This is a genomic window from Pseudomonas sp. S3_A09 (assembly GCF_054668065.1).
In genome coordinates this window covers 5,658,967-5,674,306 of the sequence record NZ_CP162752.1, presented here as the reverse complement: position 1 = coordinate 5,674,306, position 15,340 = coordinate 5,658,967, and the positions used below count along the sequence as shown (strand labels likewise).

The window sequence follows — 15,340 nt, the reverse complement described above, 5'->3', positions numbered from 1 at the left end:
CAATCGGTTGAGCATCGTCTTTTATTGTCACGGATCTCGAAACCCCACCGACGTCGCGGGGCTAAGGTTTTTGCCTCGAAGGGCGCCAACTTTTAAGCACTTTCTTCCTCGGCCTGGAAAACCTCGATGAGCTTCTGGTTGTAGTCATCCAGATAGCTCTGAAGCCCGTCCCTGTCGATCAGCCGGACGCCTGCTGTGCTGGCCAGCTCTTTAGCTGATTTCGTGTAGTAGGAGTTCGTGACTACCATGGCCTCGTCGCACCCATAAAAGGCTTTTGCGGAGATGGCTTGCTGCACAGCCGCATTGCCTACGGAGCCCGAGTAGTTCTTTGCCTGGATCACCATGTTTTTGCCGAAGCGGCTGACGAAAAGATCAGCCCCTTGGTCAGCCGTCTTCTTGGTCTCTTTAACGTCGTATCCAATGGTTTGGAATATTTCAACCAGGAAGGCTTCAAACTGAAATCCGTCCATAGCGTCCACTAGGTACATGGTGATGAACTGGTTAGGATTGAAATGCTCCAGCTGAGATCCCAGGCGCTCGACGAGAATATCGAAATAAATCTCCTCGCAAAGGCTCAGGCCATTACGAAAAACCTGTATCGGGAGGAGTGGAACACCAGATGTAGAATCCGCCTGGGGATTGAATTGAACATTGGGGAAAGCAACGTCATTTTCCCACAGGTAGTAATAGAACAAAGCCAAGTCAGACCTGAACGTCGTTCCTGCCTCTTCAATCCAAGAACGTAAGGTGTCGGCAAGATCAGTTCGAATGTGGCGGGTCAGCTCTCTGGAGAACCCCATATAGTCGGAGTTGAAAGCTGTGGTCTGCAGCAGCTTGTCCAAGAGAGATGGAAGCCCTTCAAGCTCGTCAAAGCCTTTGCGAATCAAGACCTCCCTGAACAGCTCTCTCTCGCTGTACACACCATCCAAACGTGGGCCGGGCACGCCTGCGTCATCGCTGCTACCTGCGCTTTCGCGAGTCGTGTGAATGAAGTTCGTAAAGTATGGCTGCTTCAGCTCCGCGTATTTTCTCAATACGTTGTTCAGAAGATCGTTCAGTTGGGCTTGCTCCTTCTTCTTACCGAAGAAGTCTTGAATCAAGCCTTTAGATCTGTATTGAAAGTCGGGATAAAACGAAGGATCCAGCGGCGTAAGGTGTCGCAACGTGAGCTCTGATGACGGCGAGACCTGAGAGCCCATGCACCACGGGCATGCGATCTCGAAGGTAGTCCTGTTGCATCCGTTGCATTGGTAAATCATCGCGTCTATCCCTTTCATGAGTCGTCACGCGGCTAGCGCGTAATCACGCTTGCGACAATATCTGAGTGCCATTAGCACGTCCACGCGTTCGCGTCCGGTTAGCGCCTGTTTGCGTCGGCACAAAGAAAATTCCTATACGGCTCAAGGTTTCTCAAAACGAACCGTTTTTCATATCTATGACATCCAGAGAAACCGGTTTTGAACCTACCAACGATCGCATTTGCACGCTCCTTGAAAGGCGCCGTGCCGTTTGCCGAGACCATCCAGGGTCATCGTCAACGCAGGGCGTGGGAGCGCTTGGTCAGCCACATCGCGTCCTCTGACTCCCCTTCGGACTTTGACAGAGCTGCTGCCTTCGCTGAGGGCTATGCGCAAGCGCTGGTCGATGGTGAGCAGATCGAAATCTCAACAGAGCGTGACTTACTGATCATCTCAATCGTTGATGAGTGGCGGCGTCATTTCATCCGCACCAATGGTTCGTCCACCTTTAGCACTCCCCTCCTCCAAGGACATTCATGACCTCCAAGTTCCAGCGCTTCGCAGATGACGATACTTCAGATCCAAGCATCCGAATGCCTCGTCAAATTTTGGCAACCAGCACCAACCAATATCCGATTGACGTCGTTGTTTCTCGCTGGGAAAAACACCTGGTCGAGCCATCTGCTGCTCACGAGAAGTATCCTTGGGCTGCAGGGTTCGTAATGGGCATTCCAGTTCCGTCTTGGCATCGCCCGGTAGTATGGAATCTGGGGCAAAAGGCTCGGTTCATCGTTTCTGTGTGGTCTGGAGGGGATCTTGGAAGCTATCTCACTAATGAGTGGTGTGATTTGGTTGCGGGGCGAGTAATGGCTGAGAGCAGCGATATTTTGATCGATGGCTTGCAGCGGTTGCATAGCCTTGAGGAGTACCTTCTTGATCGCTTGGCAGTCCCAGATGCTCAAGGGCAACCGAGGGTTTGGTCTGAGATTGGCAATGGCGAACGGAAGCGTTTCTTGTCGACAGTCTTCATTCATGCGCATGTATCGTCTGATGACGAATTGTTGTTGCGAAAGACTTATGACCTTTACGCCATGGGTGTAGCTTCTCGTAAGAACGATCAGCGCGCGGTTCGATAACCGTTAGATCCTATTTTTGGGGCATGCCCCTCTGGGGGATGGCTGTCGTAAACCAAGCCCCGTCTATCGATGGGTCTTGGCCCTGCGGGCTTCCATCCTCATGCCTTCGACCTTCCAGGTCTGCGCGCTCCGCTTACATAATGACCAAGGTCACCACCTAGCTTGGACATTTCTTTCTGCTGCCACATACTGGTCTCATCCGCTCAGGAACGAGGCTCAGCGAATGGCATGGTCATTTTGGAAAGACAAACGTCCTGAATGGATTCAGGCAGAGGAGCGAGCCTTCATCAAGGCAGCCAACGGTTTGAAAACTCTCAAGACAACACCTCGCGGTGGGATGAGGATTGATCCTGAAGAGCTCAGAGACCAGATTCTCGCCTCTCGAGAAAAGTACAAAGATCTGGTTCAGAAATAGGGATACCGGGTGGCCAGCCAGTTTGGAGCCTCATCGAGAGTAGGCTGACCTGCTTTTCATCCTCGCCTGCGCCACCGAACAGACGCCAGCGAGGCTCGTATTTACCTCACGAGCTGACCCTCTGGCGTACGTGGCAGTCGAACACCTCTATGTAGCTCGCGCCGACTTCCATGAAATGGAGGCTCCATAACAACTGCTGAGCATTTTCTTAACCGCTGCGCCGGGCGCATACTACCTGCCTTGATTGCGTACGGGCAGCATGGATGAAGTTTGTTCCTGGCTGTTCAACCTCGTGACGTTGTCATTGCAGTCATTCTGTGCGGAAATCTTTCGATTTAAGGCTTCGTGATTTTTTTGGCAGGCGCTAAGCAAGACCTCGCTCAGCCAAAACGCATCATCTTCAGTGAACGAGTAACACATAAAAGGAAATACCAACTCATAACCCCCGCCCTCAATTGTGCAGACCACGATTGACGTGGTGCCTGAGGGTGACTCCTCACAGACGTCTTCGCTCGCATCTTCAAAGTAAGCGTCCGGCAGACACACCTTGACCACACCATTCTCCCCCGTGCTCCTCAAAACCACGCTCATTTGCAAGGCTTTAGTAAGCGCTTGGTTAAGTCACCGTGGTTCGGAATTCGCGCTTAGAAAACTCAATAGATAGTGAAGTGGGACGCCTCAGACCTCGGCAGATGGTGCGGATAAGATAAAGATTCGGTCGTCTTGGATTACCAGACCCATTCTCCGCGCCTTAGCTTCGGTTATCAGCGCCCATTATCAGACTGAGGAGCTTTTTAGCAGGTCAACTCCGAGCGCGAGAACGTTCGTTCAGCTACTGCCCTTATGCTGATGAGGTTGCCAGATTTGCACGGGCCCACTCCTCAGCGGTCGTGACTTGAGTCGACTGCTGCGCGTTGAAAGTGCCTGCTTTAGGCCAGGCCACGCCTCTGCCCTGGGCGAACACAGCGCGGTACTTCTTGATGTGATGCGTTGGGTCTCTCTCCAATTCTTGGAGCAAGTACGGAACAGTCCACACGTTACGTTTGAACGGGCGACCCAGTACACGTTCGAGGAGGCTCGCAACCTCTCCGTACGTCACTGTATCTCCCGAGAGGTACACAATCTGATCGCGGAAGCGAGGTTCGAAGAAAACAATTTCCGCTGTCAACGCACCAATGTCTTCTGGAGTCGTGAGCGTCACGCTGGTCTCAAGACTGCCTAGCGCGTTCACGGTATCGTTTTCGAAGTCAACCACCTCGAATACTGGCTCGAATAGAAAGCTGGTGAACATACCCGTCGAGATGATTACCCATTCAGTTTTATCCTGGGCGCGAAGCAATTCGCGTACATCAAGCTGAGCATCGAACAGATCTTGAGGACTGCCCCGACCGATTACCTCGAAGTCGACACCAAACTGCCAAGGAAAGTAGCGCTTCACACCGGACTTGAGAGCTGCTGTAGCCAGCTTCATCGGGGTTTCCCGGCCTGCAACCATGCCTGCGCAGCCTATTACGGTATCGAACCGTGCGAACACTTCAGCCAACTGATCGATTGAATTATTCACGAGATCTGCGGCCACCATCTGGATGCCAAGATCTCGAAGCTCATCGATTTCGACCTTTTTCTCGGGCACCTGAGTGTTGATGGTCGAATCCCTGAGCAGGACGCTGATTGTGGAGCCGGGCGCGCGCTTTGCTACTCGCGCAAGATTGCGCAGAACCGGCAGCCCAAGCTCACCGGCGCCTAGAACGAGAATGGATTGGGGGGAAAGCTGGGTCACTTCGGTCATGATTTCTCCTGAGACCTGTTGCCTGTAAGATGAACAAATGCTTGCACGATTAGGCAACGTTCGTAAGAAGGCACACCTGTGATACCAGAGAATGAAATGACCGATCAGGAGGCTCTCAGCCAGGCAGAAACAATTTGCCGAACGCTTAGAGAAGACGATGATGGCGTCAGACGAGAAGTGCTTGCTCACGCAGGTAGCCGCTGGTCGTTAGGTATTCTGCATGCCCTGGGGGTTTACGGCACGATGCGCCATGCCGAAATAAAAAGGCAGATGACTGGGGTGACTCAGCGGATGTTAACCAAGACGCTACGCTCCATGGAGCGGGATGGGCTAGTGGTTCGGCGGGAGTTCGGTGAGATTCCGCCACGTGTCGAGTATGAGCTGACGCCGCTGGGTATGGGACTGTTGATCCGCATGTCACCTATCTGGACTTGGGTTGTCGAGAACGTTGAGGATTTCCGCAAGGCGCGGCGTATTTTCGACAGTCAGGATGACAAAAAACCCGCATGGCAAATACCTCCATCGACACCATTAGATTCAGACGCGTCGGACTGAATGTAGCTCATAGCGTGTTAGGAGCCCTGTGCCCATTGATGCGGTAGTAATTGGTCAATTGCACTGGCCCTCTGTGTCGGCAACCGCGTCAGTACATCCTTGAGATACGCGAACGGATCATGCCCATTCATGCGTGCCGATTGAATCAAGCTCATAATTGCCGCCGCTCGTTTACCGCTGCGCAGTGATCCGGCGAAGAGCCAATTCGAACGGCCAAGGGCCCAAGGCCGGATCGTATTTTCGACCCGATTGTTGTCGATGGGCACAGCACCATCATTGAGGTAGCGCGTCAGCGCTACCCAGCGTTTCAGGCTGTAATCCAGAGCCTTGGCTGTGGCCGAGCCCTCGGGCACAAGTTCGCGCTGAGCCAGCATCCACTCATGCAACTTCTCCGCGATAGGAATCGTCATTTCTTGACGTAATCGCCAGCGATCTTCATCGCTCATCTCTTTGGCCTTTCGTTCAACCTCGTATAGGCCGCCGATTGAGTGCAGCGCCTGTTCGGCCAGTTGGCTTTTGTTCGCCACATGCAGGTCGAAGAACTTGCGGCGAGCATGGGCCATGCAGCCGATTTCGGTGATGCCCCCTTCGAAGCCGGCCTTGTAGCCTGCGAAGCCATCGCAGACCAGCTTGCCGTTCCAAGTGCCCAGGAAGTTGCGCGCATGTTCGCCAGCACGGCTCGGGCTGAAGTCGTAGACTACCGCCTTCAGTGCCGAGAATGGTGTCGTGCAGTAGGCCCAGACATACGCTCGGTGCGTTTTCTTTTCACCCGGTGCCAGCATCTGCACGGGTGTTTCATCGGCATGGACGACTCGCTGGGCCAGCACTGCCTCGCGCAGTGCTTCCACGAGCGGTTGCAGTTGTACGCCGGTTTGACCCACCCACTGCGCCAGTGTCGAACGGGCGATGGGCAGCCCGGCGCGGCCGAAGATTTTCTCTTGGCGATACAGCGGCAGATGGTCGGCGAACTTGGCCACCATGATGTGGGCCAGCAGGCCTGCGGTCGGGACGCCTTTGTCGATGACGTGCGCCGGTACCGGCGCCTGGATTAGCGTTTCACACTGCTCGCAGGCCCACTTTCCACGGATGTGACGCTCGACGGTGAATACGCCGGGCGTGTAGTCGAGCTTTTCGCTGGCGTCTTCGCCGATGCGCTTGAGGGCGCAGCCGCACTGGCAGTGGCTGTTGTCCGGTTCGTGATGGATCAGTGTGCGAGGAAACTGCGGTGGCAGCGGTGCGCGCTTGGGTTGCTGGCGCACTTTGGCTTCGACAGGTGCCGGTTGCAGCGCCTCAAGTTCGGCTTCGATAGCGGCGATATCCGTATCGATCAAGTCGTCGAGCAGGCTGGCTTGATCCGGGCTCAACTGCTCGCTGCGCTTGGCAAACTTGAAGCGTTTGAGCAGCGCGATCTCGTGGGCCAGTTTCTCGTTGACCGACTTGTGATGAGTGATTTGCTTGTCCATTGTCTCGACGCGCTGGATCAACTGCGCCGCCAGGGCACGCAGTTGTTCAGGGTTTAATTGATCGAGATTTGGATGCAAAGTCATGCCGCCGATTTTGCCAGAGAGGGCTGATGGCGACGATAGACTGATGGGCCAATTGCGCTGGCAAGCACGCCATGGCAGATGTTAAAGCATCGAGATGATTCCGCCTGCACCGACGCGCTGCCAAGGTAAACCGAGCACCAGGGCCTGAAGTTGCTCGGCATCCAACTCAACTTCGGAGCCGTGTCGCACACCCGGCCAGAAGAAGCGTCCTTGATTCAAACGCCGGGCGGCAAGCCAAATCCCCACGCCGTCATGCACCAGCACTTTCATTCGATTGGCGCGGCGGTTGGCGAACAGATAGGCACAGTGCGGCTTCGCCGCACCGAACACCGCCACGACTCGTGCGAGCGCGGTTTCAGTGCCGGCGCGCATGTCCATGGGCTCGGTGGCGAGCCAGATGGAATCGACGCGGATCATCGCAGCAGGTCTCGTAGGAAAGCAGAACACGCCGCTGCATTTTCTGCTGGCCAACTCACCACGACTACACCTTTTGGATGCGGCACTTCGATTCGGATCGTGGCAGGAAGGGCCTGATGCATCGGCACCGGCGGCGAAGTCTTGACCGGGATGAAGGCAGTTTGCAGTGCCAGGTTTTTCTGCGCATGCACCCGAATCCATTTATGGACGAGGTTTGCATTGAGGTTGTGGGTCAAGGCGACATTGGCAATTGAAGTGTCAGGATGGGCGCACTCAGTAATGACCTGGGCCTTGAAGGACTTGGAATAGGAACGGCGTTCTTGTGGCATGGGCGTCCGCTTAAAAAGGCTAAAAATGGTGTCCACTTAAATTTAGGTGGACACCATCGCCTTAACCGATGGCATCAGGAAGATGTGTTGCTCGGACGGTTACTCTTCAAACGCAATCTCGCTAGAAGCCGAGTATTGATGGCCGCGTATTCCAATCAATCTGCGAACCTTGAACAATCCAGTCGGACGATTTTCGCCTACGGCTTGATCACCTGCCTCACCACCAGTAGCCAGTGCTTCTCTCAGGCATGATGAAATCTCTTGTGCGACGTCAGGAGTGACACTGAGCTTCACGATGTCTAGCTCGATCATGATCCGCGCCGACGGTAGCACTTCGATTGCGCATGTGTATTTCTCGTCAAAATCTAGTCCGCGCCAGCATTCGAACTCTCTACAAAGACGAAAATCAGAAGATGCTTTTGAGGTCGCATGAAGCTTCATGGAAACGCCTTATATATTTGCTCTTGTGAATACAAACGGATGCGTTTCGAGAAACTTGAGATGCTTTCCTAGATTTTTTTGCCGATAGCTAATCGGTACGCTTCTAAGCACTGATTTTCCTGCTTCCAAAGATTAATAAATTTTTCAAAATCATCAAGGAAAGGGCCTGTTTCAACCCGAGTCGATCCGATGCTCGCTTGGAGGAATCGCTCTCGCCACGGTTCCGGAATGCTCCCTTCACGAACAATTTGAACGCCGCTCGAGCTAGGTTCGGTAACGACAAGGTCGCGAAGATCCTCTACTTTCGCTACATCTCTCAGCAATCTGTCGGCTTCATCCTGGCGTGCGATTTCGTCGAGCATAGACACGACTGGAGTGGCCTTGGGATCGCCTGGCAGAAGATCAGATAGCGCCCACAAAGCTTTCCTCCTGATCTTCTCTCGCTCACGCAGATTCTGATCAACAGCACCGCTAGACATTAGGTTCTCCTCCTTAATGCGGACACCTGACCTCTTTTTAAGGTCGCGGGCTTCGTGGCTGAGCTATTTCAGTGTGACCGCCGGCCAAATCCGCCTGCGCCGGAGAGTTGCTCTTCCACGAACTCGATTGACGAGCTCAGCTCGTGCTGTATTTCTTCAAAGACTGAGTCTAGCTCGGGATGAGCACCTGACTTTCTAAGCTCCCCTACTAACCGAGAAAGCTCCCTCCCCTTGGCCATCGGCATTTGAACATTGCAGTACACCGTGTCTTTGTCATCACGACTCATAAGTCCTCCAAACTAGGAAGCTGAAGCCCTGATGTTGGTATGTACCGGTACTGCAATCAAGCCTCGTTGGGAGCGCTATGTCTTACGATCCGAATGCAGCAGTGGATCGGCGATTGATTGACATTAGTTTTGGTGCGCGCCCCTGCCGGGGACGGCTGTCGTAAACCAAGCCCCCCGCCAGGGCGGCGTCTTGGCCCGTAGGGCTTCCATTCTCGCGCCTCGGCCTCTCGGCCTGCGCGCTCCGCTTGCCACCACACTCCCAGCTGATTTTTGGTGTCACGGCCCCGAAGAATTTGATACTTCTCTTAGCCTATCTTTGATAAAACTTGCTCTGTTTTCAACTCAACCTCTGAGGAGTCGCAAATGGATGAAACTCATTGGGTAAAAGAGAGGACTTACCAATCCGCTCGGGATCCTGAGCGGGTGCTGATCGAAGAGCGAGCAAAGGCGCTATCAGCGGCCGGCTACCCGCTGCCTGAGGATGACTCAGCGATGTACGCTGAGCAAAGACTGCGAGACGCTAGAGAGGCGGCGCGAAAATCCCAACCTAGTCTGGTGAGTGAAGCCACTCCAATCCCCATACCGTGATTGGCTTCACATGGCTAAAATGGCTCATACAGCGTAACCACGCTAAAAGGGACTGGCTAATCAGGAACGTGTTTATGACGCTCAAAATTGCTTTTGCTGCCGTGCTAAAAGCGATGCGCGCGGGCAAAGGATTGACCCAGAAAAATCTTGCGGAAGTCAGCAGTCGAACATACGTTTCGAAACTAGAGCGCGCCCAGTCAAGCCCCACGCTGGAGATGATAATGGCTTTGAGCGGCCCGCTCAGAGTAAGTCCTATGACCCTGGTCGCCATTACTCTGTGCGCTGAGTCGGGAGAGTCCGTTGACGCTTTGCTGCGTCGCACCCAAGAGGAATTGGCGAGCCTAGGCCATGAGGGAGTTCTCAAAAATCTGGCGATTTCGTCGTGTGACGAGTTGCCAGCGCGACCTCGCTCTCGAAAGCCCCAAAGTCATCGCTCAGTGACGAACTCCCAGCAAGTTGAATTTTGTTTCGCTGAATAGACGCTTTTCATTGCCATCTAATCAGACGGCAGACACGGCTGCGGTCGTGGCCTACTTTGGAAAATCCAAGAGGTCGAGTAATGCGTAATTTCGATCTTGACCTTAGTAGGGTTACCTACGAGCACTTCATCACCGGCAAGGCAGCCATAAATTTCCCGAGGCCTCACATCACTTCGGGTGGATGGCACTACCTAGCATATTGGAACAGCGAGGTCGGTGAGGCGAAGGTGTCGCTTGCTGGTATCCACTACCCCGACACGGCATTTTGCTTTGGTGACACGGGCATCTTGAACGCCACCGATGAACTAGAGCGGAGGGGGTGGAAGACCGATCACCAGATCTATATGGCCGATCACTTCCGCGCGACCGGAGATATGGTTCTCAAGTGGGGGCTAGGCCGTTCAGAGTTTTGCAACGTCGAGCTGTCAGAATGGTTTCCGGACGATCATGATTTAGATGCCATGGTCGGAATGCTCAAAGGTGCCATCAACAAACTGGAAAACGTTCAAGGTGATCGTCTCAGTCGATGGCTTGGTTCGCAGCTCCTGTAAGATGGTAGGAGCTTTGTCTATTTGTTTAGGGACAAGGCATCACCCTTCACTCCTCCGCCCGTTAGCTCGTCAGGTCGCCATGATCAATAAACAACTGCAGCAGATTCTTCCCCAGGTGATCGAAGTTGTGGAGCGGGCGGGTTTGTTATTGGCAGAGGAATGTGTACGTCCGGAAGGCCGTAGGGGTTACGGTGATAAAGCTGAAATCGACGTCGAAATTGAGGTATTTCTCCGTGAGAAGTTGCTAAAAATTTTGCAATGCGATTGGTGGGGTGAAGAGACCGGCCACGTACTTTCCGGCAACTCCTTCTGCTGGGTAGTTGACCCGAATGACGGTACAAGTGATTTTCTGAAGGGACTGTCGGGCTCGGCTGTCTCGGTAGGACTACTTCATGACCTTCAACCTGTCTTGGGTGTGGTGCATGCGCCATTAACTCCGGATGGGAAGGCAGATAGCATCAGCTGGGCCGCAGGTATGGATCACTTGGTTAGGAATGGAGCCCCGATCTATGTCGACCTTTCGAAACAGGTGCTTTCGAAGGAGTGCATGGTGATGGTGAGCGCTGCTGCTGGCAACAAATCGCAGACCAATCGCGAGCTCTGTGCGCCGGCAGGTTTTTACCCCATGCCATCGATTGCGTACAGACTGGCTAAGGTCGCTGCTGGGGATGGAGTTTGCGGACTGTCTCTATATCCGGTGTCAGCCCATGACGTAGTCGCGGGGCACGCATTGCTGATTGGTGCCAAAGGCGTTTTGGTCGACGAATACGGTGATCCCATTCAATACCGTACTGAGGTAGAAATGCTGAAGGTTTGCCAACGATGCTTCGGGGGTGCGCCCAATGTTTGCTCGGAACTAGCGAGTCGCGACTGGGCTAAAGTCTTTGAGACGTCGGCGAACTAAGTCGCTTTGAAAAGCGGGATCATCACTTACACATTGGAGATGGCACATGGCCGGTTTTTTTCGACAAAAATTGATGTCTTTTGGAATCAAAAAGTAGCCGCGACTGACGTCGCAAAGGTGCGATCAGCATACACAACACTGGCTTCGCCGCCCTCCATCAAGCATTCCAACGCAGAGAAACCGGAAATCAGAAGCCAAAAGATGAAAAGCACAAGGAGCGCAAACCCATAGAGCAACATCAAGGCAATCGGGTCGATTGCCCCACAGCTCAAGGCAGGCCGAAAAAAAGGGGGATTTTTGGAGAACGTCGCTTTTTGTTTGTTTTCAAATATAAGGCCTCCGGTTTGAAATTTTACTTTCAAGGGGGCGGGGAAAATATATTTTCGGTTTGTGTGGCGAAAGCGTCTTGAAGAACCATTTTGTGAAGTCTAGAGCAGTAAATCAGGCGCCGAAAAGCCGCTGAAGCAGCTGCTCCGCCTGCGTTCCACTGTACCTTGCCTTCAGCTCATCAAGCTTGGCACCTCTGCGCTCGCCAGTAAGTAAGCTAAGCCCGTGCAACGCGTTAATGAGCTTCTCAGATTCAGCGTCCTCATCTCTCATGATGATCCACGATGAGTTTGCATGCTTGGCCAACGCTTCAGCCTTTCGGCTAAGGCTCTGCGACTCAATCAATCTGTTGCCATTCACTTCTGTCTTGAGCTGACTGATGACATTCTCGAGCTCTTGCAGCTGCTCTGAAATGCTCTCCGCGCTATCAAGCGACACAGGACGCCCATCAACATAGATAGCGTCTTCTTGGACACAGTAGATTGCCAAAGGGCCGTCCCCTCCTCCCGTGCAGTCAAGCGCGAGAAAATTCCCCAATCTCAGCGGTTTCGGAATCCACGTATGTCCCGAGCAAACTCTCCAGATGCCTGGAACGCCGTCACGATAATGCTTGATGATCCGTTCCCTGCCCCACAGCGCGATCTCTTCGATCTGAGTATTGTCTAGGCTCCCAACGAACTCTTGCCAAGAAATCCCTGCCGGCACGTCGGCGTGAACGACACCGACCAGGCCACGTGCGGACTGAATTTCTATGGCGGTGGGAAGCTGTTCCAGCTTCTCGATCACCATTCCTTTCGACTCATCGGCGATCGTTGCCCACCATCCCGCGCCGTGGGAGCTGTAACGTGCTTGTGGGTTTTCACGGTAAGCGTTTATCAGCATCTGCTCGTGATTGCCTTGGACACAAAAGAACCAAGGTTCGCCGAGCAGCTTTAGGCCATCCAGCATCCCGGGCCCACGGTCGATCAGATCACCGACAGCGATGACCCGATCAATCGCACTGTCAAAGCCGAGCGCACGAAGCCCCTTGTGGAGCTCGGTGGTTTTGAAGTGGATATCACCGACTACAAAGTCACGACCAAGGTAGTTTTTGGGGAGGCGTAAAAGCGCCTGCTTCATTTTGGATCGGTACTCCGGAGTGTTTGCCGATGGGTCGATTTATTAGCTTAATTGTACTCCCTCGTCAGCAGAATGAGCGCCGCTAACCTACCCTCCCACCACTTTTCGAGCTGCTGGCGGCGATGGCTTGATGGCTATGTGATACTATTGAAATTGATAGTTTTCCTCGGATCATCAGTTGTTGCAGGTAGTAAAGCTGGTACAGGTTTCAATCAATCAAAACATCACTCCATACAACGACGGAACGTTTCGATGTCCTTTCTCGTGCCAATCTTACTCGCGCTCCTGACCTATCCTTTTCTGCAAAGCCGCCTTTGCAAAGGACAATACAGTTTTGCGAAAACCTATTTCGGATGGGGGCTACTGGGGACAGTTGCACTGTCGATCTGCATTTTCTGGCTGCTTGGCCCGATCTTCTTTCAACAGGATCATGGCAGAGGTGATAGGGCAATTTCGGTCACCTTCAGGATTTAGAGTTTCGCTACTACTCTCTACATGATAGGGGTCTGCATGGGTCTCAATCACATCCGAAAAAGAGACGATCGACCGCTTTTTAACCTCTACATCATCATGCTCATCGTCTGCGCTGCTTTATGTTTTCTATCCAGCTTAGCGGCAGCGCCCGTTTACTGGTGTATTTACGGAGTGACGGCCTTCATCGCATACAAAATTCGGACAAACCAAAATTCTGGGGCATCGCCCAAATCTCGGAATGACTGAAGGAAGCGCAAGCGAGAAACCCACGTGACGTTCCGTTTGCACGCTAATTCATCGAATGCCTTTGGGGCAGCTTTATACAGGTAAGGGCAACTTGATTAAGCACGCGTCTGAATTCAAGGAAATATCAGGCCTGCACAGACAGACTTTCGAAGGAGCAACAATGACGCAGCAGCATTCAACGGCCTGGATGGTCGAAACAGCCTATCGCTACTTGAAGGCCGCTCAACATATGCAAAGAGGCTTTGACATGGTCGATGTGGCGCAGATAAACGCTGCCATCGGTATAGAAATCATCCTGAAAAGCTTTTGCTCCAAGCCCAGTGGAAACCTTGGCCAGATTAACGAAACCTACGAATTGGACAATGCGGCCCTCAAGACCGCACATGGTCATTTGCAAAACCTTAACAAGGTTCCAAGTGACCGCAAAAATCCTGACAAGCATGACCTGTTGACCTTGTTTCATTCGGTACCTGCTCAAATTCGGCAGCAGCTTCGCATTGATCAGTATGAGGGCGTAATCGAGACATACCGGCACATCTTCACTGCCGCGCGGTACCCATATGAGCGAAACGCCCAAAAAATGGTCGACGACGTCTTAATTGAAGTTCTCGACGAATTGGTCACACGGGTTAACGCTTGGTATGGGGACTTGGGGTGGCAAAATAACTACCTCTATTACGATGGAGCGCACCCAGAACTAGCGGATTGGGAGAGCGCCGGCGAAATAGAGCTAAGCTACGGAGACCTTTCAAAAGGGTATTAACCTGGAATTACACTAAAGTCAGTCAACCCTGTCAGATTGGTGGCCTGAGCCATGACTTCGTCGCGTTTGATCAGCCCGATGAAGCGCCAGCCCAGGCTTTCAGAACTGACCACATTGACCATGTAGGGCACGCCATCGATCTCAACCTGGGTCACGCCATCGCCACTCTTTGCCAGCTCGGTATAGCCGGGGCCCAGATCGGCTAGGGGCTTGAAACTATTTTTGGCATTCGCCGGATCGACCAGAACGTTGCCGTTGGCTTCGACCATCATCAGGTACCCGCTGTCGCCCAGCTTGATGGTTTTAACCAGTTCAGTCAGTTGCTTGAGCGAGACGTCCACGCCGACGACACCCACAGGGTTGCCGCTGGGGTCGGCGAAAGCGCGAACCGTGCTGACCAGCACCATGTCATCCGGTGCCCAATAGTAAGCGCTCGTGCGCACGGTTGAGCCTGGCGCGGCCGCCACGGCGGTCTTGTACCAAGGACGTACTCGGGGGTCGTAGCTGGCCATTTTCGGGTCGTCGGGCCAACCGGCAAAGCCGCCGTCTTTGAGCCCCAGGGAAATAGACGCAGTGGTCGGATGGTTCTCGGCAAATCTATCGAAAATAGCCTGGAGTCGCTGATCCGCTTCGGTCACAGGCGTTTGCTCAGCATTGGCCGCGGTATAGTTTTTCAATCCCTTGACGGTGGCGATTCGAGGATCCTTGGCCAGGTATTCGACGTTTTGGCGGATGCTTTCAAAGAACTGCTTCATACCGTTATCGATCTGGCGAATTTCACGACCGCTGCTATCCAGGAAATTGGCCTGTGCCGCGCTCCGCAAGTTCAATACGACAAGCACCGCAACCAGAATCACCGGAAGGCAGGCGATGGCGGCAAATTCAATGGCACACAGGTGTCTACCGCATACGCATTGCGTGGTTTGTTCGAGGGCGAAGATCTGTTCGCTGGCGCACTGGTCATTGGTGGTTTGACAGTTGAAGCAGTCTTGGGCTCGCGCTCGCCGTTCGACGCTCGCATCCATGCCGCTCGTGGACAAAAAAGCCAGATCGACACCGCTAGCGCTTACCGTGACTTGCTGGGCGAACGCAGTGAAGTTTCTGATTCGCACCAGAACTGCGGCAAGGTTCAGGATCCGTACTCCCTGCGTTGCCAGCCGCAAGTCATGGGAGCGTGTCTGACCCAGTTCCGTCAAACCGCCGAAGTGTTAGTCGTCGAAGCTAACGCCGTCTCCGACAACCAGTCCGACGGAGAT

At 53.5% G+C, this 15,340-nt stretch carries 17 protein-coding genes and 2 pseudogenes; 9 read left to right on the top strand and 10 right to left on the bottom strand.

What is annotated here, in order from left to right; translation table 11 throughout:
* Positions 1-92: 92 nt before the first annotated feature.
* Positions 93-1,259: a restriction endonuclease gene (locus AB4N92_RS26350; protein ID WP_137212339.1), complete on the bottom strand. Its 1,167-nt coding sequence runs from the start codon at positions 1,257-1,259 to the stop codon at positions 93-95.
* Positions 1,260-1,457: 198 nt separating this feature from the next.
* Between AB4N92_RS26350 and AB4N92_RS26345 the strand changes: the two genes are divergently transcribed.
* The 3 genes from AB4N92_RS26345 to AB4N92_RS26335 all read left to right on the top strand — a co-directional run bounded on the left by AB4N92_RS26345 (position 1,458) and on the right by AB4N92_RS26335 (position 2,789).
* A complete protein-coding gene (locus AB4N92_RS26345) occupies positions 1,458-1,778 on the top strand; it encodes a hypothetical protein (protein WP_178084551.1) in 321 nt (106 codons plus the stop codon).
* Positions 1,775-2,374, top strand: a complete 600-nt coding sequence (locus AB4N92_RS26340) for a hypothetical protein (RefSeq protein ID WP_137212332.1) — start codon at positions 1,775-1,777, stop codon at positions 2,372-2,374. The genes AB4N92_RS26345 and AB4N92_RS26340 overlap by 4 nt, the downstream gene beginning before the upstream one ends.
* A gap of 223 nt (positions 2,375-2,597) precedes the next feature.
* On the top strand, positions 2,598-2,789 hold the full coding sequence (locus tag AB4N92_RS26335) for a hypothetical protein (RefSeq protein WP_137201204.1): 192 nt from the start codon (positions 2,598-2,600) through the stop codon (positions 2,787-2,789).
* Between the two features lie 841 nt (positions 2,790-3,630).
* On the opposite strand, the gene AB4N92_RS26330 is transcribed toward AB4N92_RS26335, so the two are convergent.
* Positions 3,631-4,578, bottom strand: coding sequence for an aromatic alcohol reductase (locus AB4N92_RS26330; protein WP_003173940.1), 948 nt, complete (start codon positions 4,576-4,578; stop codon positions 3,631-3,633).
* A gap of 96 nt (positions 4,579-4,674) precedes the next feature.
* Here AB4N92_RS26330 and AB4N92_RS26325 point away from each other — a divergent pair, with 96 nt between their 5' ends.
* On the top strand, positions 4,675-5,133 hold the full coding sequence (locus AB4N92_RS26325; protein WP_003429427.1) for a winged helix-turn-helix transcriptional regulator: 459 nt from the start codon (positions 4,675-4,677) through the stop codon (positions 5,131-5,133).
* Positions 5,134-5,150: 17 nt separating this feature from the next.
* On the opposite strand, the gene tnpC is transcribed toward AB4N92_RS26325, so the two are convergent.
* The 6 genes from tnpC to AB4N92_RS26295 all read right to left on the bottom strand — a co-directional run bounded on the left by tnpC (position 5,151) and on the right by AB4N92_RS26295 (position 8,633).
* Positions 5,151-6,680, bottom strand: a complete 1,530-nt coding sequence (tnpC, locus tag AB4N92_RS26320) for an IS66 family transposase (RefSeq protein WP_460128680.1) — start codon at positions 6,678-6,680, stop codon at positions 5,151-5,153.
* A gap of 81 nt (positions 6,681-6,761) precedes the next feature.
* The gene (gene tnpB, locus AB4N92_RS26315) at positions 6,762-7,097 is read right to left on the bottom strand and encodes an IS66 family insertion sequence element accessory protein TnpB (protein WP_003177794.1); all 336 of its coding nucleotides are present in this window, start codon (positions 7,095-7,097) and stop codon (positions 6,762-6,764) included.
* Complete coding sequence (tnpA, locus tag AB4N92_RS26310; RefSeq protein ID WP_003173944.1) at positions 7,094-7,426, bottom strand: IS66-like element accessory protein TnpA; 333 nt, start codon at positions 7,424-7,426, stop codon at positions 7,094-7,096. Before tnpA ends, tnpB begins: the two co-directional genes overlap by 4 nt.
* A 99-nt stretch (positions 7,427-7,525) precedes the next feature.
* A complete protein-coding gene (locus AB4N92_RS26305; RefSeq protein WP_161985722.1) occupies positions 7,526-7,867 on the bottom strand; it encodes a hypothetical protein in 342 nt (113 codons plus the stop codon).
* A gap of 68 nt (positions 7,868-7,935) precedes the next feature.
* Positions 7,936-8,346: a hypothetical protein gene (locus tag AB4N92_RS26300; RefSeq protein WP_137201202.1), complete on the bottom strand. Its 411-nt coding sequence runs from the start codon at positions 8,344-8,346 to the stop codon at positions 7,936-7,938.
* 68 nt (positions 8,347-8,414) lie between these two features.
* Positions 8,415-8,633 carry a hypothetical protein gene (locus AB4N92_RS26295; RefSeq protein WP_137201201.1) on the bottom strand — a complete coding sequence of 73 codons (219 nt, stop codon included), beginning with the start codon at positions 8,631-8,633 and terminating at the stop codon, positions 8,415-8,417.
* A gap of 662 nt (positions 8,634-9,295) precedes the next feature.
* Here AB4N92_RS26295 and AB4N92_RS26290 point away from each other — a divergent pair.
* The 3 genes from AB4N92_RS26290 to AB4N92_RS26280 all read left to right on the top strand — a co-directional run bounded on the left by AB4N92_RS26290 (position 9,296) and on the right by AB4N92_RS26280 (position 11,155).
* Positions 9,296-9,700, top strand: coding sequence for a helix-turn-helix domain-containing protein (locus AB4N92_RS26290; protein WP_137201200.1), 405 nt, complete (start codon positions 9,296-9,298; stop codon positions 9,698-9,700).
* A gap of 80 nt (positions 9,701-9,780) precedes the next feature.
* Complete coding sequence (locus tag AB4N92_RS26285) at positions 9,781-10,251, top strand: hypothetical protein (protein ID WP_137201199.1); 471 nt, start codon at positions 9,781-9,783, stop codon at positions 10,249-10,251.
* Positions 10,252-10,330: 79 nt separating this feature from the next.
* The gene (locus AB4N92_RS26280) at positions 10,331-11,155 is read left to right on the top strand and encodes an inositol monophosphatase family protein (RefSeq protein WP_137201198.1); all 825 of its coding nucleotides are present in this window, start codon (positions 10,331-10,333) and stop codon (positions 11,153-11,155) included.
* A 441-nt stretch (positions 11,156-11,596) separates the two neighbouring features.
* On the opposite strand, the gene AB4N92_RS26275 is transcribed toward AB4N92_RS26280, so the two are convergent.
* Positions 11,597-12,601, bottom strand: a complete 1,005-nt coding sequence (locus AB4N92_RS26275; protein WP_137211965.1) for a metallophosphoesterase — start codon at positions 12,599-12,601, stop codon at positions 11,597-11,599.
* Between the two features lie 880 nt (positions 12,602-13,481).
* On the opposite strand from AB4N92_RS26275, the gene AB4N92_RS26270 reads away from it, so the two are divergent.
* Positions 13,482-14,084: a hypothetical protein gene (locus AB4N92_RS26270; protein ID WP_241669118.1), complete on the top strand. Its 603-nt coding sequence runs from the start codon at positions 13,482-13,484 to the stop codon at positions 14,082-14,084.
* A gap of 23 nt (positions 14,085-14,107) precedes the next feature.
* Here the strand turns inward: AB4N92_RS26270 and AB4N92_RS26265 are convergent.
* Positions 14,108-14,980 (bottom strand): annotated as a pseudogene (locus tag AB4N92_RS26265) (cache domain-containing protein); the annotation flags it as partial.
* Between AB4N92_RS26265 and AB4N92_RS26260 the strand changes: the two are divergent.
* A pseudogene (locus AB4N92_RS26260) lies at positions 14,969-15,325 on the top strand (aromatic amino acid lyase); the annotation flags it as partial. The pseudogenes AB4N92_RS26265 and AB4N92_RS26260 sit on opposite strands and share 12 nt — an antisense overlap.
* Between the last annotated feature and the right edge of the window lie 15 nt (positions 15,326-15,340).